Annotated in this window: 20 protein-coding genes; 19 read left to right on the top strand and 1 reads right to left on the bottom strand. The window is 49.0% G+C overall.

Annotated features, from left to right (window positions below; genetic code table 11):
• Window positions 1-59: 59 nt before the first annotated feature.
• From F4V51_RS23555 to folE2, 14 genes are all read left to right on the top strand, one after another.
• Window positions 60-959 carry a histidine racemase CntK family protein gene (locus tag F4V51_RS23555; protein ID WP_236146631.1) on the top strand — a complete coding sequence of 300 codons (900 nt, stop codon included), beginning with the start codon at window positions 60-62 and terminating at the stop codon, window positions 957-959.
• Window positions 922-1,728 carry a nicotianamine synthase family protein gene (locus F4V51_RS23550; RefSeq protein ID WP_153979846.1) on the top strand — a complete coding sequence of 269 codons (807 nt, stop codon included), beginning with the start codon at window positions 922-924 and terminating at the stop codon, window positions 1,726-1,728. The genes F4V51_RS23555 and F4V51_RS23550 overlap by 38 nt, the downstream gene beginning before the upstream one ends.
• Before the next feature lie 13 nt (window positions 1,729-1,741).
• Window positions 1,742-3,055: an opine metallophore biosynthesis dehydrogenase gene (locus F4V51_RS23545; RefSeq protein WP_153979845.1), complete on the top strand. Its 1,314-nt coding sequence runs from the start codon at window positions 1,742-1,744 to the stop codon at window positions 3,053-3,055.
• A gap of 17 nt (window positions 3,056-3,072) precedes the next feature.
• Complete coding sequence (gene cntA, locus F4V51_RS23540) at window positions 3,073-4,671, top strand: staphylopine-dependent metal ABC transporter substrate-binding lipoprotein (protein ID WP_153980834.1); 1,599 nt, start codon at window positions 3,073-3,075, stop codon at window positions 4,669-4,671.
• 35 nt (window positions 4,672-4,706) lie between these two features.
• Window positions 4,707-5,642: a nickel/cobalt ABC transporter permease gene (gene opp1B, locus F4V51_RS23535; RefSeq protein WP_153979844.1), complete on the top strand. Its 936-nt coding sequence runs from the start codon at window positions 4,707-4,709 to the stop codon at window positions 5,640-5,642.
• The gene (gene cntC, locus F4V51_RS23530; RefSeq protein ID WP_153979843.1) at window positions 5,639-6,535 is read left to right on the top strand and encodes a staphylopine uptake ABC transporter permease subunit CntC; all 897 of its coding nucleotides are present in this window, start codon (window positions 5,639-5,641) and stop codon (window positions 6,533-6,535) included. Before opp1B ends, cntC begins: the two co-directional genes overlap by 4 nt.
• A complete protein-coding gene (gene cntD, locus F4V51_RS23525; protein ID WP_153979842.1) occupies window positions 6,516-7,340 on the top strand; it encodes a staphylopine uptake ABC transporter ATP-binding protein CntD in 825 nt (274 codons plus the stop codon). Before cntC ends, cntD begins: the two co-directional genes overlap by 20 nt.
• Window positions 7,327-8,079 (top strand): ABC transporter ATP-binding protein, encoded by a 753-nt coding sequence (locus F4V51_RS23520; protein WP_153979841.1) that lies wholly within the window; start codon window positions 7,327-7,329, stop codon window positions 8,077-8,079. Before cntD ends, F4V51_RS23520 begins: the two co-directional genes overlap by 14 nt.
• A gap of 13 nt (window positions 8,080-8,092) precedes the next feature.
• Window positions 8,093-9,289 carry a staphylopine family metallophore export MFS transporter CntE gene (gene cntE / locus F4V51_RS23515; RefSeq protein ID WP_153979840.1) on the top strand — a complete coding sequence of 399 codons (1,197 nt, stop codon included), beginning with the start codon at window positions 8,093-8,095 and terminating at the stop codon, window positions 9,287-9,289.
• 179 nt (window positions 9,290-9,468) lie between these two features.
• Entirely contained in the window at window positions 9,469-10,695 is a 1,227-nt protein-coding gene (cntE, locus tag F4V51_RS23510) for a staphylopine family metallophore export MFS transporter CntE (RefSeq protein ID WP_153979839.1), read from the top strand.
• 280 nt (window positions 10,696-10,975) lie between these two features.
• A complete protein-coding gene (locus F4V51_RS23505) occupies window positions 10,976-12,172 on the top strand; it encodes a GTP-binding protein (RefSeq protein WP_153979838.1) in 1,197 nt (398 codons plus the stop codon).
• A gap of 72 nt (window positions 12,173-12,244) precedes the next feature.
• Window positions 12,245-12,514, top strand: coding sequence for a 30S ribosomal protein S14 (gene rpsN, locus F4V51_RS23500; protein WP_063566651.1), 270 nt, complete (start codon window positions 12,245-12,247; stop codon window positions 12,512-12,514).
• Window positions 12,515-12,558: 44 nt separating this feature from the next.
• Window positions 12,559-12,891: a DUF3024 domain-containing protein gene (locus tag F4V51_RS23495; protein ID WP_153979837.1), complete on the top strand. Its 333-nt coding sequence runs from the start codon at window positions 12,559-12,561 to the stop codon at window positions 12,889-12,891.
• Between the two features lie 70 nt (window positions 12,892-12,961).
• Window positions 12,962-13,888, top strand: coding sequence for a GTP cyclohydrolase FolE2 (gene folE2, locus F4V51_RS23490; protein ID WP_153979836.1), 927 nt, complete (start codon window positions 12,962-12,964; stop codon window positions 13,886-13,888).
• Between the two features lie 95 nt (window positions 13,889-13,983).
• Here the strand turns inward: folE2 and F4V51_RS23485 are convergent, their stop codons facing one another.
• Window positions 13,984-15,045 (bottom strand): helix-turn-helix transcriptional regulator, encoded by a 1,062-nt coding sequence (locus tag F4V51_RS23485; protein ID WP_153979835.1) that lies wholly within the window; start codon window positions 15,043-15,045, stop codon window positions 13,984-13,986.
• 256 nt (window positions 15,046-15,301) lie between these two features.
• On the opposite strand from F4V51_RS23485, the gene modA reads away from it, so the two are divergent.
• The 5 genes from modA (at window position 15,302) to F4V51_RS23460 (ending at window position 19,285) form a co-directional block, all read left to right on the top strand.
• The gene (gene modA / locus F4V51_RS23480) at window positions 15,302-16,141 is read left to right on the top strand and encodes a molybdate ABC transporter substrate-binding protein (RefSeq protein WP_153980833.1); all 840 of its coding nucleotides are present in this window, start codon (window positions 15,302-15,304) and stop codon (window positions 16,139-16,141) included.
• Window positions 16,138-16,821: a molybdate ABC transporter permease subunit gene (gene modB / locus F4V51_RS23475; RefSeq protein WP_153979834.1), complete on the top strand. Its 684-nt coding sequence runs from the start codon at window positions 16,138-16,140 to the stop codon at window positions 16,819-16,821. Before modA ends, modB begins: the two co-directional genes overlap by 4 nt.
• Before the next feature lie 246 nt (window positions 16,822-17,067).
• Complete coding sequence (locus F4V51_RS23470) at window positions 17,068-17,400, top strand: hypothetical protein (protein ID WP_095291961.1); 333 nt, start codon at window positions 17,068-17,070, stop codon at window positions 17,398-17,400.
• Between the two features lie 277 nt (window positions 17,401-17,677).
• Window positions 17,678-18,517 (top strand): transporter substrate-binding domain-containing protein, encoded by an 840-nt coding sequence (locus tag F4V51_RS23465; protein ID WP_153979833.1) that lies wholly within the window; start codon window positions 17,678-17,680, stop codon window positions 18,515-18,517.
• A 24-nt stretch (window positions 18,518-18,541) separates the two neighbouring features.
• Window positions 18,542-19,285 carry an amino acid ABC transporter permease gene (locus F4V51_RS23460; protein WP_153979832.1) on the top strand — a complete coding sequence of 248 codons (744 nt, stop codon included), beginning with the start codon at window positions 18,542-18,544 and terminating at the stop codon, window positions 19,283-19,285.
• Window positions 19,286-19,287 lie beyond the last annotated feature (2 nt).

Genomic DNA, 19,287 nt, shown 5'->3' with positions numbered 1-19,287 from the left:
AGGTAGCGCACAGGTGAAACTCATCCGAATCTGAATGAACAGGAATAGAGGTAGCTGGGATGAAACAGGAGATCGAATTTATCAAGTTTAATCCAACACAGAACATGACGGTTTTGGTGAAAACAAGTCATCCAGCAGAGGAGTACCAACATATCGCTTCAAGCATCATGTCCTACGATCATGTCTATGCGGAGCAGGTCGGATTTATTGTGCCAACCCTTCAGCGCGGAGCTGCAGCGCGGTTGCAGATGGCCGGAGGAGAGTTTTGTGGTAATGCCTGCATGGCTCTGGCAGCCTACCTTGCATCTGAACAGGAGCTGGGTTCTCGAGATTACACTGAATTGCTGCTTGAGGTATCGGGTACAGAGCAGTTGATCACCTGCCAAGTGAGAAAACAGCTGAATGAATACTTTTGTCAGGTGAACATGCCGATTCCCAGACAGATTGAACGGCAGACCATAACGTACGAAGGATTCGATCAGGATATGATTATTGTCCGGTACGAGGAATTCATTCATATCGTGGTGGAGGTGGATGGGTTCGATGATGGGATCCGAACAAGAGCACAAAACCTCGCGCGTCTGCTTGGACTAACCCTGGGAGACAAACTGATTGGCATTTTGTTGTTCAACCCACTTTCGGAAGAGTTGGCTCCACTGATTTATGTTCCCGGACTGGATAGCCTGATATGGGAGAGAGGATGCGGTTCAGGTACAGCTTCGCTTGGTGCTTACCTTGCATGGAAGACAGGAAGAGAGATTACCGCCCTAATTAAACAGCCGGGAGGTTCGATTAACGTCGTGGCCCGGTTTGATGAACATGGGCTGGGAAGCATTCACATTGAGGGTTCTGTCGGCATTGTGGCACAGGGGACAGCTTTTATTGATGTACAACAGATGGACATGAATAAGGGGGAAACACATGAATATGGTCGTGGATTTTACCAGACAGTTGAATGATTTTCTGAATACCTTTGAACAACTTGCCCGGAAATATGATCATTCCATTCTTCATGCAGAACAGATGGAGCTGGCCATCAATGCCTATTCCCAGTGGATCACGGATAAGCGCCATGAGTCGTTCTGGGCAGAGCAGGAGCATGAGGAGGGCACCGGGTTCACACAGCTTGTACTGGATTTAAGGCATCAATCCTCCCGCTGCGTAGCGATCATGGAGAAATATCGGGCATTGAAGCTGCAGCACGGAGAAGTGGAGATTGCGGATTATTTCAAAAATATTGAGGAATGCATTGAGAAGGAATTCGGTAGTTTCCATGTAACTTCAGACTCCAAGGTGCTTCTGATCGGATCGGGAGCATTTCCAATGACTCCCCTGCTTATCGCCAGAAGAACGGGGGCACAGGTGGTAGGCATTGATATTGATGAAGAGGCGATCGGCTTAGGCCGGGCGGTTGTGAATACATTGGGGGCTGGTCTCCGCATCCATTTGCAAAAGGCATTTGTTCAGGAGCTCGATTTTACGAAAGAAGCCACGCATATCATTTTCAGTTCCACAGTCGCCATGAAATATGACATCCTGAATCAGCTTCATTCGCTTACTAATGAGCACGTTGTTGTTGCGATGCGATATGGCAATGGATTGAAGTCCTTGTTCAATTACCCTCAGCAGGAGACGGACCCGCGGAAATGGCGATTGGTTGATAACATCTTGCGTCCACACGATGTGTTTGACATTGCACTGTATCAGAAATCTTCGCATGTCGGATAAGGAGGAGGCACATATGAGTGGTTTTGAACGAGTCTTAATCATGGGAACCGGGCCTGCATCCATTCAACTAGCTGTATTATTCAAGAAACAACGAGGATCCACCATTGGTGTGGCCGGAAGGGAATCGGTTAGATCCAATGAATTCTTCGGTGCATTGGACCGTCATGATCAGCACATTCTTGTAAGCGTTCAGAATGAGAAGCATCGGAGTCTGGCAGGCGAGTGTAGAGTGGATCGGGTCTTTACCGGGTACAGCCGTATTGAAGGCAGCTGGGATACGCTGATTCTTGCTGTCACGACAGATGCTTATGTTCAGGTATTAAGTCAGGTGGATCCGGACGTTCTGAAGCAGGTCCAGTGCATCGTGCTGGTATCTCCCACATTTGGATCGAACCGCCTGGTTCATCAGTATGTAAGTGAGTTAGGGTACACGCCGGAAGTGATCAGTTTCTCCACCTATTGCGGGGATACGCGATGGACAGATGGACAGCCTTCCAATCATGTCGTGACAACCGGAGTGAAGAAAAAACTGTATATCGGCTCCACTCGAACCCCTTCAGAAGCAGTAAACGAATTATGCAAAATGGTTGATCAGCTCGGAGTGGTGATGGAAGTGATGGCCTCCCCGTTTGAGGCGGAGACACGAAACATCTCGCTGTATGTGCATCCGGCGTTATTCATGAATGAATTTTCTTTAAACGCGATCTTTGGAAATGCTGGCGTCCAGAGGTATGTCTACAAGCTCTACCCGGAAGGGCCTATCAACCAACATCTCATACGGGATATGCTCGCAGGATGGAAAGAAATCATGAGGATTACAGACCGGCTGCACATAACGCCGCTCAACCTGCTTCAATTCATGACGGACGATAACTATCCGGTTCATTTACAGAGTTTATCGCGTTCTGATATCGAAGAATTTGTCGGTTTGCAGGACATACATCAGGAGTATTTGCTGTACATACGGTATACCTCGTTACTGATTGACCCTTTCTCGCAGCCAGACGAACAAGGGAAATATTTTGACTTTTCGGCTGTGCCATTCCGGAAGATGTTCATCAATCACGAAGGACAGCTTGAGATCCCAAGGATGCCCCAGGAAGATTATTACCGGATCAAAATCATTCAGGGCATTGCAAGGCATCTCCGGGTGGACTGCCCCACCTTAGACAAATTCATCGCAACCTATGAGAACAAACTGGTGCAAGTAGCACAGGAACAGAGAGAATTGCCGTTATCCAGCACATTTCAGATCCGGACGTTTGCTGATGATCTGAACATGATCTGTGAAGGACTTGAAATTGATCATCAGGAGGAAACATTGTGAAAAAGGGAACATCCAGTATGGGCTTAAGTATTATATTTGCGCTGATGTTGGTCGTATTGGCCGGCTGCGGCGAGAAGGGAACTGCACAGACGGGGGCAGCCGAGGGAGAGAAGAAGACGGATCTGATCTATGCTTCCGCCAAGGATATTAATGATATGAATCCCCATTTGTATACAGGCTCCATGCCTGCTCAAGGTATGGTATATGAGTCATTGGTCGAAAACACGGCAGATGGCATTCAGCCCTTGCTTGCGGAATCATGGGATATTTCCGAGGATGGGAAGGTCTATACCTTTCATTTGCGAGAAGATGTGAAATTCCAGGACGGAGAACCGTTCAACGCCGAGGCGGTCAAAGCTAACTTTGATGCGGTCCAGGCCAATAGTGAGAAACATGCGTGGATTAAGCTGTCCACCAAAATTGTGAGTACCAATGTCATTGATGAACACACCGTTGAATTGGTGCTGTCCAGTACCTATTATCCGACATTGGTGGAATTGTCCATGACCCGGCCCTATGTGTTCATTTCCCCCAAAGACATGATCCAAGGCGGGACCAAGGATGGTGTGAATGGCTACCATGGAACAGGGCCGTACATGCTTACGGAGCATAAGGTAGACGAGAATGCAACGTTTGAGGCGAACGAAAGTTATTGGGGAGGCAAACCCGAAATTCAAAAAATCGTAGCCAAAGTTCTCCCGGCAGGAGAGACAACGTTTCTGGCCCTGCAAAAAGGTGAAATTGACTTCGTGTTCACCGATGACCGGGGTGCCGACAGTATTGATGTTCATGCGATGAATCAACTGGCTGAATCAGGGGAGTATCAGGTGATACGAAGTGAACCGATGAACACGAGCATCATTGCGGTCAACAGCAGCAAAAGGAATAATCCGGTCAGTGAAACAGCCGTGCGAGAAGCCATCTGGCATGCCATAGATCGGGATACCATCAGCAACGACATTTTTGAGGGAACACAGACCCCTGCCCAGACCCTATTCTCTTCCAATGTGAATTACGCCGACGTGGAATTGAAGACACGACCTTATGATGTAAGCACAGCAGAGAAGCTGCTGGACGAAGCGGGCTGGACTATAGGCAGTGGTGCTGCTGTACGAACCAAAGAAGGGCAAGAGCTGAAGATGGATTTGTATTATGACAGCAATTCCTCTACGCAGAAAACGCAGGCTGAATATATTCAAAATGAATTGAAAAATATCGGTATCCAGCTATCGATTATCGGCGAAGAATCCTCATCCATCGCTAACCGAAGATCTACGGGCGAGTATGATCTGCTGTTCAATCAAACGTGGGGACTGGCTTATGATCCTCAGAGCACCATTTCTGCCTTTGCCTCCAGCTCAGCCTATCTGCATACAACAAGCGGGATGGCTGGTGCCAAGGAAATGTACGCCAAGATTGAAGACGTGATGGTGTCTACCGATGAGAGTGCAAGGAAAGCACTGTATGCTGACATCATGAGCATGGTTCACGAGGAAGCCGTGTTTATCCCTCTTACGAACGGAAGCATGACGATTGTGGCACCCAAAAACCTGGATGGCATTGCATTTAAGCAGACTCAATTTGAGCTGCCATTTGAGCGCATGAAATTTCAATAGGGTCCATTCGATTTTATCTGAAAAAGGAGATGGATATGGGGAGTTTTATCGTCAAACGGATTCTGCTCGCAATACCCCTGCTGCTGATTATTTCGTTTTTAACCTTTGTTTTGATCAATCTGTCACCGCTGGATCCTGCCGTTGTTGTACTGCAGGCGCAGGAAGTACCGCAGATTACGGATGAGTTGATTGCCCAAACCAAGGCAGAGCTCGGCATGGATCGGCCGTTTATGATTCAATACGGAAACTGGCTGATGGCCTGTCTTCAACTGGACTTTGGCGAATCCTATGTGACCGGAAATCCCGTCTGGTCCATGATTGGCCCGGCATTTGTGAACACGCTCAAATTAACGCTGATTTCTTCTGTCTTCATTATCCTTTTCTCGATCATGTTAGGTGTAATCTGTGCGATGAAGGAAGGGAAAATGATGGATAAGTCCGTACGTGGCTTCTCCTTCCTGCTCACGGCGATACCTTCCTACTGGCTTGCAGCGATGCTGATCTGGTACTTCTCCGTCAAGCTTGATCTGCTGCCCACCAGCGGAATGGATTCGGCGCAGAGCTATATTCTTCCGGTCATCGTCATTACGGTAAGTTATGTAGGGATCTACTTCAGGAGCGTTAGAAGCTCCATGCTTAACAATTTAAATGAAGATTATGTTCTATACGCCCGAGCCAGCGGAATCCCCGAGAGAAAGGTAACAATGCATATCTTGCGGAATTCGCTGCAGGTGTCCGTTTCCATCTTTTGTATGGCTATTCCCATTGTACTTGGAAGCACGGTTGTGATTGAAAATGTGTTCGCCTGGCCAGGCCTGGGCCGTTTAAGCGTCAGATCCATCCTGAGCCGGGATTTTCCGATTATCCAGGCGTACGTGCTTATTCTGGCTGTCACGTTTGTACTGTTTAATACACTTTCCGATATCGTGAACGCGGCACTGAATCCCAAACTCAGAAAGGAATTCGAATGAGAAACCTTCGCAATTTAAGCCAGGATAAGCTCGCCATGGCATCTCTTGCCTTTATCGTGGTGATGATCGTTGCTGGCGTTCTTGCTCCCTTGTTTGCACCGCATGATCCCGAAGAAGTGAACATGAAGCTCAGGTATGCATCAGCATCGTGGTCGTATCTCCTTGGCAATGATCATCTGGGCAGATGTGTGTTGTCGCGGCTGATCTATGGCATTCGGCCAAGTGTACTGTGGGTTTTGGTTGCTCTGCTGGCTTCTGTTCTTCTGGGGGCCCTCGTGGGGTTCATCTCAGGTTACTTTAAAGGAAAAACCGACGCCATCCTCATGAGGATCTGTGATATTATGCTTTCTTTTCCGGGATACGTGATGACGCTTGCGGTCGTTGGCATTTTGGGTGCTGGACTTGAAAATATTCTGATCGCTTTTGTGGTCATGAAATGGGCATGGTTTGCCCGGGTTATTCGTACATCAGTCATGCAATATTCCGAGATGGATTATGTGAGATTCGCCAGGGCTTCGGGAATCAGCCACCTGCGCATCATTCACAAGCACATTTTGCCCGTCACCTTTTCCGACATTGCTGTCATTTCGAGCAGCTCCATCTGCTCCATGATCCTGCAAATTTCCGGGCTGTCATTTCTCGGATTGGGCGTTCAGGCACCGCAAGCAGAGTGGGGCATGATGCTGAATGAGGCCAGAGAAGTCATGTTCTCCAGGCCGGAGCTGATGCTTGCGCCAGGTCTGGCGATTGTTTTGGTCGTATCGGCATTCAATTTTCTGTCCGATGCGCTGCAGGTGGCACTTGACCCCAAATTGATGACGTCCAAACCGGGCGGCAAGCTTCGCGGAAGGAAGAGAGGTGAACAGGTCTCTTATGAATATATTGGAAGTTGAGCAGCTGCGAATATGGGATGCCCTTACGGAAGAAGTCATCGTGCCCAATAGTTCATTCCAGTTGAAGCAAGGGGAGTGCCTCGCCATTGTAGGAGAAAGCGGGAGCGGCAAGTCGATGACATGCAGGTCCATCATGCGCCTGAATAAACCAGCCATCCGGCAGTCCGGCCGGATTCTATTCCAAGGAGTAGATCTGAACCAGCTCACGGAGCAGGACATGCGCAAAAAAAGGGGCCGGAATCTGTGCATGATTCTCCAGAACGGAATGGGTGCATTTGACCCCTCCTGTGTGATCGGTGTTCATCTGAGAGAGACCCTTCAAGCGCATTATGGATGGAATGGCAAGGAAGTGGAGCAGAACATGAAATTGGCCATGGAGCGGGTCATGCTGAGAAATCCGGTGCACATCATGAATCAATATCCTCACCAGCTGTCAGGAGGCATGCTGCAGCGAATCATGATTGCGCTGGCACTCGTGCTGGAACCGGATGTGATCATAGCGGATGAACCTACAACGGCTCTGGATACGATTTCTCAATACGAAGTGGTCGAGCAGCTGATCCAATTGCGGGAACGAATGGGATGCTCCATGATTTTTGTTTCGCATGATCTTGGAGTCGTACGAAAGATCGCGGATGAGGTTCTGATCATGAAGGATGGACATATTGTGGAGTCCGGCAGCATTCACTCCGTCTTTTCGAAACCGCAGCACCCGTATACACAGTTCTTGGTGTCCACCCGCCAGGAGCTGAGCAATCATTTCAGGCAATTGATGCAGGAGGAACAGCATATTGCTAAACGTTGATCATGTTCATAAATCCTATCCACTAGGCGGCTTGTTTTCCGGAGGACGGAAATCCGTTCTGCATGATGTCAGTTTTGAATGCTCGCGCGGAGAATGCCTGGGGATCATCGGGGAGAGCGGGAGTGGAAAGTCCACCTTGGGCAGACTGATTTTGGGGATGGAACGCCCGGAGCAAGGAAAGATTTTGCTCGAAGGCAGATCTGTGCTGGACAGAAAGGCAAGAAGGGGCCGGATTAGTGCCGTTTTTCAGGATTACAAGTCGTCGATCAATCCGTTTTTTACGGTCGAGGAAGCCATTATGGAACCACTGCGCCTACAAAAAAAGAACCCGGAAGGCCATGCCCATTCGCTCAAAATCGATGTGCTGCTTAGCCAGGTTGGGCTGGATAACTCATACCGATCCAGGTATCCGCATGAATTGTCAGGGGGAGAAGTGCAGCGGGTTTGTATCGCCAGGGCCATCTCAACAGAGCCTCAGTGCATTGTGCTGGACGAAGCAATCAGTTCGCTGGATGTATCGGTTCAGACTCAAGTGCTCCATGTGCTGAAAGAGCTGAAGGAGATCTATCAGCTGACCTATATATTCATCACCCACGATATCCAGGCAGCTGCCTATATTTGTGACAGAGTGGTCATTTTCAGAGAGGGTCGCATCGAAGAAATTGTGCCTATCCAGCAGCTGAGAACCGTGAAGTCCGAGTATGCGAGAAAGCTGCTGGACCATTTAATTACTTTCTAAAGGAGAACACACCGTGAGTGGAGCATTGTCATGGCCTTTTCTGCGTTTATATCTATTGACGCTCTTATACTTTAGCGCTAACGCCATCCTCAATGTCATCATCCCTTTAAGAGGTGAATCGTTGGGGGCAAGCAGCACTGTCATTGGTCTCGTCATGGGAGCGTACATGTTCACAACGATGTTTTTCAGGCCATGGGCAGGTCAGATTATTCAAAAGCATGGCCCGATCAGGATCCTTCGAATCATTCTGATTCTGAATGGGCTTGCGCTGATCCTGTATACCTTTACGGGATTGGGGGGCTATTTCGCAGCCCGTGCCCTGCAAGGGGTGTCTACCGCCTTTTTCTCCATGGCGCTCCAGATCGGCATCATCGATGCCTTGCCCGAGAAGGATCGTTCTCAGGGGATCTCATACTATTCCCTCTTTTCCTATATTCCGGGCATTGCCGGGCCGGTGCTTGCGCTGGGACTGTGGAATGCGGGCGGAATGGATTATTTCTCCATCTTCATGATTGGGATTGCCATGATAACAGGACTGTTTGGTTACAGTATCAGGATGGACAAGACGAAGGAACCAGGGATTGATGCAACACAGGACAAGACTGGACAGAAGTCCGGTATGCTGGCTTCCTTCGGAGAACTGATCCGAAATCCATTTTTGTTCAAATGCAGTGTCATTATGCTCATCTCGTCGATTGTGTTCGGTGCCATAACGGCATTTATTCCGCTGTACGCTCCACAATTGAATTACGGAAATGCTGGCGTGTTTCTGATGATACAGGCTGCGGTCGTTGTGGTTGCCCGTATTGCGCTTAGAAAAAAAATCCCGTCGGACGGAACATGGCACTCTTCATTTATGATGGGAACGATGCTGCTGCTGACACTCGCTGCTGCGTGTATAGGACTGTCCATTCAGGCAGGTGTAATCGTATTTTATCTGGGCGCGGGACTCATGGGCATTGCACAGGCCATCGTGTATCCAACGCTGACGACCTATCTGTCTTTTGTCCTGCCGCAGACGAACCGCAACGTGCTCATTGGTTTATTCATTGCAACGGCGGATTTGGGCGTATCGCTTGGGGGTGTCGTTATGGGGCCGGTTGCTGATCTGTTTTCTTTTTCCTGGATGTATTTGATCTGTGCCGTACTTGGCGTACTGATGATTATTTTTGCGTATGACCGTAGGGGACTATTGTCAGCGATGAGATAGCAGGAAGGCTGATGCGGAATGCGTCGGCTTTTTTCTGTTGTTTCATTGTTAGCATAGGAAGTATGCATACCAAGCATTGACAAGACAAGCAGTATACGATAAATTGTCTTTTTAATCATAATGATTACGATTATTTGACTTGTCTGTTCTGGTAATAGTGAGAAAGTGGGGACAAACTTTTGGATGCTTCTGCAAACAATCATGGCAAATTAAACCCGGTTTCTTTTTCCTTTATCCGGTTTTATATACTGGCTTTTTTATTTTTTGCCGCTAATTCGGCCTTAACGATTATTCTTCCACTGAGAAGTGAGGCAGCAGGATTGAGTCAGGCCGAGATAGGCCTCATGATGGGAGCTTACATGTTCACGTGTATGCTGCTGAGGCCGCTGGCTGCACAGCTTCTGGGGAAACATGGTCCTCTCCGGGTCATGCAATGGCTGCTTCTTCTGCATGCCGTAACGTTGGTGCTCTTCATGATCAGTGATGTGGAAGCTTACCTCTGGCTGCGGGCATTGCAGGGCGTGGCGACTGCGTTTTTCTCCATGACCATGCAGGCTGGCATTGTGGAAAAGCTCGAAGATAAGGACCGCGCACAGGGGTTATCCATGTATACACTCTTTACGATGGTTCCTTCTCTTATCGTTCCGATTCTGGCGATACAGATCTGGGAGAGTGCCCGCGAGATATGGTTTACGGTCCTCATGATTGGTTTGGCGGCACTGCCAATGCTGATCGGATATCGTGTAGATCTGCCCAGACGTACGGTGCAAAATCAGTCATATACGCTAAGGGACATGATCCGCTCCTTTCGTGGCATTTGGCGCAGTACACCGCTGTTGATCAGCAGTGCAGTCATGCTGTTTGCTTCCTGCGTATTTGGAGCAACGGCGACGTTTCTTCCGCTGTATATGGTATCGACGGGACTTGCGAGTGCCGGGGTGTTTTTAACGATCCAGGGACTGGTTGTTATTCTATGCCGATTTGTGCTGCGCAAAAAAATACCTTCCGACGGCAGCTGGAATACCTGGCTAATTGCCGGATTAATGCTGTGTACAGCTCTTGGAACCCAGATGCTCGCGCTGCTGGAGTTCATTGGTCCCCTGGTGTATTTGTCCGCGGTGTTTAGTGGTTTTGCCCTGGCACTCATGTATCCCACATTAACGACGTACCTGTCCTTCGTGCTCCCTGCCGATTCCAGGTATGTGCTGATGGGCATGTTCATGTCATCCTACGATCTGGGTTTCTCCTTGGGCGGACTCGCTATGGGTCTGATTGTTCAGAACAGCTCCTATTCCACGATGTTTACGATCTGTACGTTGCTTTCCGTGGTGGCCATGATGCTGGTCGTCATATTTAGAAAACGGATGGAATCTGGAAATGGAGAAAGGCTCTCTACTGCAAACTGAGAAAGCTCTCTGACAGGCAATGCGTTGTTGTGTGCTGGTTTTAACGACACGTGCTGGCTGACCTTAGGCTGTGATTTGGATGCAAAGTTAAAGGCTTACGGACTGGATTTTTCGGGACGCATCATGTTGATGCGAGCTGCCGGAACGAGACCGTAGGTCTTTTTATTATAAAAATGATTTGACAAGAGAAGCCAACAGGATTATAGTCATTGTTGTTAATCGTAATAATTACTAATAAGGCTAATAACAAATTGGCTGTCACTATAAGGAGCAGATATAAATGACACAAAAGCAAGTTCCGGTAACGGTCCTCAGCGGTTACCTTGGTTCAGGTAAAACGACGGTGCTTAATCATGTACTGCACAATCGGCAGGGGCTTAAGGTAGCCGTCATTGTGAATGACATGAGTGAGGTGAACATTGATGCAGCGCTGGTGAAGGGAGAAGCCACGTTGTCAAGAACGGAAGAGAAGCTGGTTGAGCTATCCAATGGCTGCATCTGCTGCACGCTGCGGGATGATCTGATGCAGGAAATCGAGAAACTGGTGAAAGAAGGCCGGTTCGATTATATCCTGATTGAATCCACAGGCATCAGTGAGCCTGTTCCGGTAGCGCAGACCTTTACATACGCCGATGAAGAATCGGGTATTGATCTGACCCGTCTGGCGAAGCTGGATTGCCTGGTAACGGTGGTGGATGCCAATCGGTTCTGGCATGATTTTGCCTCAGGACAGAGTCTTCTGGATCGGAGCCAGGCAGCAGGAGAGGAAGATACCCGTGACGTGGTGGATTTGCTGATTGACCAGATTGAGACGTGTGATGTCCTGCTGCTGAACAAATGTGATCTGGTTGATGAAGTGGAGCTGAACAAGCTTGAAGGCATCATCCGTAAACTTCAGCCCCATGCCAAGATTATTCGAACCGTGAAGGGACAGGTGAATCCTGCTGAGATTTTGAATACGGGTCTCTTTGATTTTGAAAAAGCGAGCATGTCCGCCGGATGGATTCAGGAGCTGGAAAAAGAATCACACACCCCCGAAACGGAAGAGTACGGAATTGGCTCCTTCGTGTACCGTCGCAGGAAGCCATTCCATCCCGCACGTCTGGCTGAGTTCATGAGCTACTGGCCGGAAGAGGTCGCTCGTGCCAAAGGCCTGGTTTGGCTGGCGGCTGAAGGAGATGTAGCAGCAAGCCTGAGCCAGGCGGGGCCTTCCATTCAGTTTGGACCTGCCGGACATTGGGTCGCGGCCTTGCCGGAAGCGGACAAGGAATTGATTTTTCGCACCGAGCCGGATGTCCTGGAGAAATGGGATGCTCAGTGGGGAGACCGTCAGACCGAGCTGGTGATGATCGGGATTGAGATGGAGCGTGACATGATTGAGGGTGAGCTGGACCAGTGCCTGCTCAGTGATGAGGAGATGCAAGCCGACTGGGGAGGATTTGATAATCCGCTGCCGTGGCCTGTTGAAACTGTCTGATCGGAAGAAGGTTCTGTAATTGGAATTGTAAGGTGTAACATGTTCAAAAAAATCGTAGAGGAGCTGTAAATGATGGCCAAAAAATCAAAAGTCGTTCGTGAAAAACAGCGTCAGGCAACGGTAGCGAAGTACGCAGAGCTGCGACGGGAGCTGAAGGAAAAAGGAGATTACGAAGCGTTGCAGAAGCTGCCGCGTAACGCCTCTCCAACGAGACTGAAAAACCGCTGCGAACTGACAGGACGTCCAAGAGGATATTTACGCAAATTCAAAGTTTCACGAATTGTCTTCCGCGAGCTGGCCCATCAGGGACAGATTCCGGGTGTGACCAAGTCCAGCTGGTAACGAAGAGGACATTCATTTTAGCAAATGAAAGGCTGTGAACTGATATGCTGGACTCGTTTACCATTCGAAGAATTCAGTCACTCATGAATGGGTATATCCACGAGAAGGTGCCTGCACCACTCCGCACGATGGTGAAGCTGACCTATGTGATGAATGACGACGAACTCATTCTTACGGAGGAAAGGCCAGCGGGTGAAAGGTTTCAATGGGATGTGCTGCCGATCGCCCGGTTTCATTGGGAAGGTGAACAATGGAAGGTATATGCCCGGGATGAATCTAGCAGCTGGAATGCCGTAGACATGATCGAACCCTGCCCGGACTTTGAGGAACTCCTTGAACAAGTTGAACGGGATGAAACCGGTGTGTTTTGGCGCTAATAAGTGATGAGCTTGTACCATCCAGCATGCAGCAGAATTTGCATCAACGCCTTACAAGGAGCTAACAAACATGAGCAAACGTCTTACAAGCGATTCATTAGTGCTGCCAGATAAGGCGGAGCGGCTGCGTTTATTTGGGTCGGTAGATCCCGTGCAAGGAGCTAAACCTGTTCGTAAGGAAGACATGCAGGACTTGCAGAATAGCAAAAATGATTTTCTTTTTGAGCTGCAGCAGGTGGGGATCAGTAATGTGAAGTACCCTTTGAATGTTATTTCAGCCAAGGAACCTGAAAAGTGGTCCACCATTGGAACCTTCCGGGTAACCACATCCTTGGATCGCGAGTCCAAAGGTATTAACATGAGCCGGTTGATGGAACAGCTTCATTCCAGCTACCTGGAGGGTCTGAGTGACCGATTGCCGGACTTGGTTGAATTGACACGGCAGCTCGCGGAGCAGATGAATCAGCCAAAAGCTGAGCTGAAGGTGACGTATCCCTGGTTTTACGAACGTGCTGCACCTGTTACGGGTTTGCCCGGATTGAATCATTCACTGGCCTCCATCACCGTGGGCTGGGAAGCAGGCAAGTCTCCGGTGATCGGTGCGGGCTTGGATATACAAATTACTACGTTATGCCCGTGTTCCAAGGAAATTAGTGAATATAGTGCGCACAACCAGCGTGGAATGCTGCGCATACATATTGACGGGAAACGAGGAGAACTGCTTCCGGGTTACTGGAAGGAAGAATTGTTGAATGCAGCAGAGTCCAATGCGAGCAGCTGTCTGTACCCCGTACTCAAGAGGCCGGATGAAAAAAGGGTAACGGAACATGCTTATGAGAACCCGCGGTTTGTTGAAGATATTGTTCGTTTGGTCGCCGCCGATCTCTATGAGAAGCACTGGATACGCAAATTCCGGGTCGATTGCCGAAACGAGGAATCCATTCATCAGCACGATGCGGTGGCCCGCATTGTATATGACAAGTCCGTAACTCCCTGAAATGATGTTTGAGGAGAACCTTATATATGAAGCAAAAAGAAAAGACGCCGCGAGATGCACGGCGTCTTTTGCTTTTGGCAATGGTTTGAATCGCGCTATACTTCGTACAAAATCTCACCTGTACGGGAAACGTCATAGCCTTCAAAGGATTGTAGTTCCTGCCTGAACTCCGAAGATTGAAGGATGCGCAGGACCGAATCGGTCCACATCTCATTGCCCGGTTTCTTTAACATCACCAGATCATAGCGCTCCTGAGTCAGTGGAATGAAATCAACCTGACCGACAAGACGCGCAGCCTTTTCAATGCCAATGCCCACATCGGCTTCACCGGAACTGACTTTCGCGGCAACCCCCATATGACTGGTCTCTTCCAGGTTATAACCGATCAGGCGGGAAGAAGGAATCCCGTGCAAACGCAGCTGCTCATCAAGCAGAACACGTGCCCCGGAACCTTTCTCGCGGTTAGCGAGTCGCAGGTCAGGCTGATCCAGGTCTGCCCAGCCTTGTAAGCCGCGCGGGTTACCACGCTGTACATACAATCCTGCTGGTCTTGAGAGCAGGTTTACAACGACGTAGGACCAGCCAATCAGAATTTTTCGGATGTAGGGTAAATTGTATTCGCCCGTATCTCCATCGAGCAGATGCGTGCTGACCAGGTCAGACTCACCGCGGTACATGGAGATGAGCCCGTCCAGGCTGCCCATGAAAGAACGCAATGGACGAATGTCCCGCGTTTGTTTCTCCATATGGCGCATGAGAATATCCAGGCTCACATCCTGCCCGGTAATGACGACATGCCGCGCTGCATGGGGGACAGAAGACTCCTCACGTACGATGTGGGATGCTTCGGATACCGGTCTGGCTGGAGCATTGGAGTAGTCATGAACAGATGCAGCCAAAGATTTGCTTGCATCAGCACTATCCATTACTGGCGCTGTCCCCGAGGAATGGCTCGAAGTGGATAGCGGCCCAGCTGAGGACTGCAGCTGCTTGGCACGCCGCTTATATGCTTCCAGGTCGGTGGCATCAATCCTCATTTGTTTGCCGACGCGATAAGCGACAAGGTCTCCTTTTTTAATCAGGTCATACACGGTTAGTTTGGATATTTTGAGCAGCTTGGATATTTCTTCGGTCGTATAGGATTGCTCCTCTGTCATGTGTGAAGATCCTCCTTCAGGTGGCAAAAGCATATATGATCAAGTTCATCAACATCATGTGTAGTTTGCTGAAAGGTTTGATAGTCTCTTGTACTATACCATTAACTGCAGGAGTGTATAAACTAGACCTTCCCATTTGACCGATCTTATGTATAATGAAATATAATTAATTATAACTAGTTATAACTAAATATAACGTGTAGCAGGATCAGGGGGAGAAGAATTGAGAAAAAGGATAGGATACATACTGGGGAGCATGTCTCTCGGAATGGCTCTTGTATTGGCGGGTTGTGGTGCTGGTGCGGACAGTGCGGATTCATCTACAGCAGTTGAGCCGGTGTCCTCGGCACCTGCGACATCAGGAGAGTCCAATTCAGCAGGGAATACAGAGCCGCAAGAAACTGTAGAATTAATCATCTCGGCAGCAGCCAGTCTGACCGATGCGATGAAAGAAATCGAAACAGGCTATGAGCTTGCCCATCCTTCTGTTGAACTCAACTTTAACTTCGGGGCATCGGGGGCACTGCAGCAGCAGATTGAACAGGGTGCACCTGCGGATATCTTTATATCGGCGGCAGCGAAGAACATGAACGCTCTGGTGGACGAGAACCTGATTGCAGCTGCTGATCAGAAAAATTTGCTGCAAAACTCCCTTGTTGCCATCGTTCCAGCAGGTAGTGAACATGCAGTATCAAGCGAGCAGGATCTGACATCAGATACCGTTAAAACCGTAGCTATCGGCATTCCGGAAAGTGTCCCTGCAGGAACGTATGCGAAGGAAGCACTGACGAATGCCAATCTGTGGGGTCAGCTCGAAAGCAAGCTAGTGCAGGGCAAGGATGTCAGACAGGTTCTCCAATATGTGGAGACTGGGAACGCAGACGCGGGATTTGTGTACAAAACGGATGCACTGACCTCGGATCAGGTGAAAATTGCATTTGAGGTGGACAAGAACCGTTATACGCCGGCCAATTACCCGGTAGGCATTATTGAGGGCACGAAACACCGGACAGAAGCAGAACAATTTTACGTGTATTTGCAAACCCCTGAAGTGCTGGATGTATTTGCGAAATACGGATTCTCTATTCCGGAATGATTGTTACGGAGATCGACTGGTCAGCGTTCTGGTCACCTGTCCGCTTGTCACTTCAGGTTGCTCTGTTATCCAGCATTATTGCAGGCGTGCTTGGCATTGCGGTAGCCTGGCAGATGTCACGCCGCTCATTTCGCGGCAAAATTGTGCTGGAAACCGTGTTCATGCTGCCGCTGGTGCTTCCGCCGACCGTCGTTGGCTTTCTGCTGCTCGTTTTGCTGGGCCGCAAAAGTCTGCTGGGACAATGGATCGAAGCCATCTTCTCGGCGCCGGTCATCTTCTCCTGGTGGGCAGCGGTAATTGCTGCGGTGGTTGTAGCCTTCCCGCTCATTTATCAGACCATGAAGTCCGGGTTCAGCGGTATTGATAAGGATCTGGAGGATGCGGGCAGGTCGATCGGGGCGAATGAGTGGCAGGTGTTTCGCTACATTTCGCTCCCGCTTGCAGGACGTGCATTGATGACTGCTTTTATATTGGGATTCGCTCGTGCACTGGGGGAATTCGGGGCCACACTGATGATCGCTGGTAATATTCCTGGCAAAACCCAAACCGTACCTACAGCCATCTATGTTGCAGTCGATTCCGGTAATCAGACCATGGCATGGGCATGGACAGTTTCCATCATGATCATCTCATTTGTCATGCTGCTTCTAACGAGGCAGCCAAATCAGGAAAAAGCTTGAACGACGCATGGCCGATACAGAAGGGATTACATGATGAAGACCCGCACAAGGAGTGCTCCTTGGAGCGGGTTTTATGCTGTATGCTCCAATCCAAACGATCTATATATAGATAGAAAACTTCTATGCACAAAAAAACCAAAAAAATTTCCAAATTTCGTACTTTCAACCCTCGCCTAAAGCAGCCCTTTTCCTGTAAAATAGAAGTAACTGATTCCAGCAAGCACTGAAATAAGGAGAGAGACGACAATGAATACTAAGCCTGATTGCGGCGTATCGTTGCAAATCGACGATTATCTGGATCTTTTGCATTTTGCCATCCAAATTCAGGATCAGGAATGGCAGCAGTCCCTTATCCACCAGCTCAAAATATTTCAGCCGGCAGCGGAGCAGCAGCGGACACCCGAAGAGGAATTATGGACACGGCTGGATTATATCAACAGTAAGCTGACGGGGCTGTGCAATCAGCTGCATGCAGCCCACACCCAGGATGAACGCGACAAATGCAAAGAACGAATTGGCCTCCTGCAATCCCAGCGGCTCGAAGTCGCACGTAAAATTAAATGGGCCAGTCGCAGATAGATGACATCATGAATCGAAGGAGCCTTTTCTCCGCCAGACCGGTCGGGGAGGGGCTTTTTTTGGTATATGAATTTCCTATGCAATGTCCGGATAGAGAAGTTCTATAACATTATCAGGATGTCCTATTAGGCTTCGTATTGCCTCAGGATAACCTAGGGTGATATTCTTTGATCAACCTAATTCCGACTATACAAGTAAGAATGGTTAGTTAAGAATCGGAGAGATGGGAGTTTACATTATATTGGCTGTGTAACACAGCCTGTGGAGGAGATCGGGAATGGCTAAACAATGGGGGATTCATCAATTTCGGACAGCGCTGCTGTTCGTAACTATGCTCGCGGTGCTGGCAGGATGCAGCACAGGCAATGCTTCAAATGAAGCGGAGACCACATCTGCGTCCGGTCAAGATACAGTGAAGAAGATTATCGTAGGTACAGGTACGCAATTTCCGAATGTGTGCTTCATTGATGAGAATGGCAAATTGACTGGATACGATGTGGAATTGATTCGCGAGATTGATAAACGGCTGCCGGAGTATGAGTTTGAATTCAGCACCATGGAGTTCAAAAACCTGCTGCTCAGCCTGGAGACGAAAAAAATTGATCTGATCGCTCACCAGATGGAAGTGAATGAAGAGAGACAGGCGAAATTCCTGTTTAATGATGAAGCTTATAATATTTTCCCCAACAAAGTGGTCGTGAGTCAGAAAAACCAGGATGTGAATTCCATTGACGATCTGAAAGGGAAAAAACTGATTGTGGGTGCAACGAGCAATGCGGCTGTACTGGCTGAGAAGTGGAATGCGGACAATGGCAACAGCATTGATATCGTATACTCGGGAGCTGGTGAAGACACGATTACCCAGATCAAATCAGGCCGGGTGGATGCAACGATCAGTACGCAGTTCGCCATCGATTATCAGAATAAGGCTGTGGACGCCCAATTAAAAACGGTTGGGGAAGCTTTATCGAATTCCAAAGTATATTTCATCCTCAACAAGGACGAGCAGGAGCTCAAAGCCAAAGTGGATGAAGCTCTCAAATCAATCAAAGAAGACGGAACATTAGGCAAGCTGAGCACAGAGTGGCTTGGTGCGGATTATACGGTTGAAGAGTAGCCCGAGAAAGGTGTGCAAGCGGTAATGGGAAAAGCATTCGATATATCCTTGGTTCTGGATTTCATCCCGGAACTGTTAAGGTATCTGCATATTACTCTGATCGTGCTGGGCGGGTCCATTGTGCTTGGTCTGGTAGGCGGTGTGCTGTTAGCAGTTCCTAGACTCTACCGAATTCCGGTATTGAGTCAGCTCGCCACCCTGTATGTATCTTTCATGCGCGGCACACCGATTCTCATCAAGCTGTTTCTGGTCTATTACGGCCTGCCCGAATTGCTTAAGCCAATTGGCATTGACCTGTCCAGAACCGATCCACTGGTATTTGTCATCGTGACCTACGCACTTAGCGATGCTGCATCCTTTGCGGAGATCTTCCGCGGAGCCGTTCGCAGTGTTGACAAGGGCCAGACCGAGGCGGCATATGCAGCAGGGATGACTACGTTTCAGTCCTTTCGACGGATCGTTGTCCCCCAAGCGCTTATTGTGGCTTTCCCCAATATGGCGAATACGCTGATCGGTTCGCTCAAGGACACGTCCCTTGCTTTTTCCATCGGTGTCATGGATATGGTGGGCAGAGGGCAGACGCTGATCTCGGCAACGTCACATGCGCTTGAGGTGTATATCAGCCTGTCGGTTGTTTATTATGTCATTGTTATTGTCCTTGAAAAAGGGTTTGCTCTTGCTGAACGCAGACTGCAGCGTCATGAACGCAAGAGCACGGTGCCTAAGCCAGCGGTTAGAGCTGAACGCCTGAAACGATTAGCGGGGTGAGC

The sequence above is a fragment of the Paenibacillus xylanilyticus genome (assembly GCF_009664365.1).
GTDB classification, from domain to species: domain Bacteria; phylum Bacillota; class Bacilli; order Paenibacillales; family Paenibacillaceae; genus Paenibacillus; species Paenibacillus xylanilyticus_A.
The sequence above is the reverse complement of the archived record's forward strand: the minus strand, read 5'-3'. Positions and strand labels throughout refer to the sequence as shown.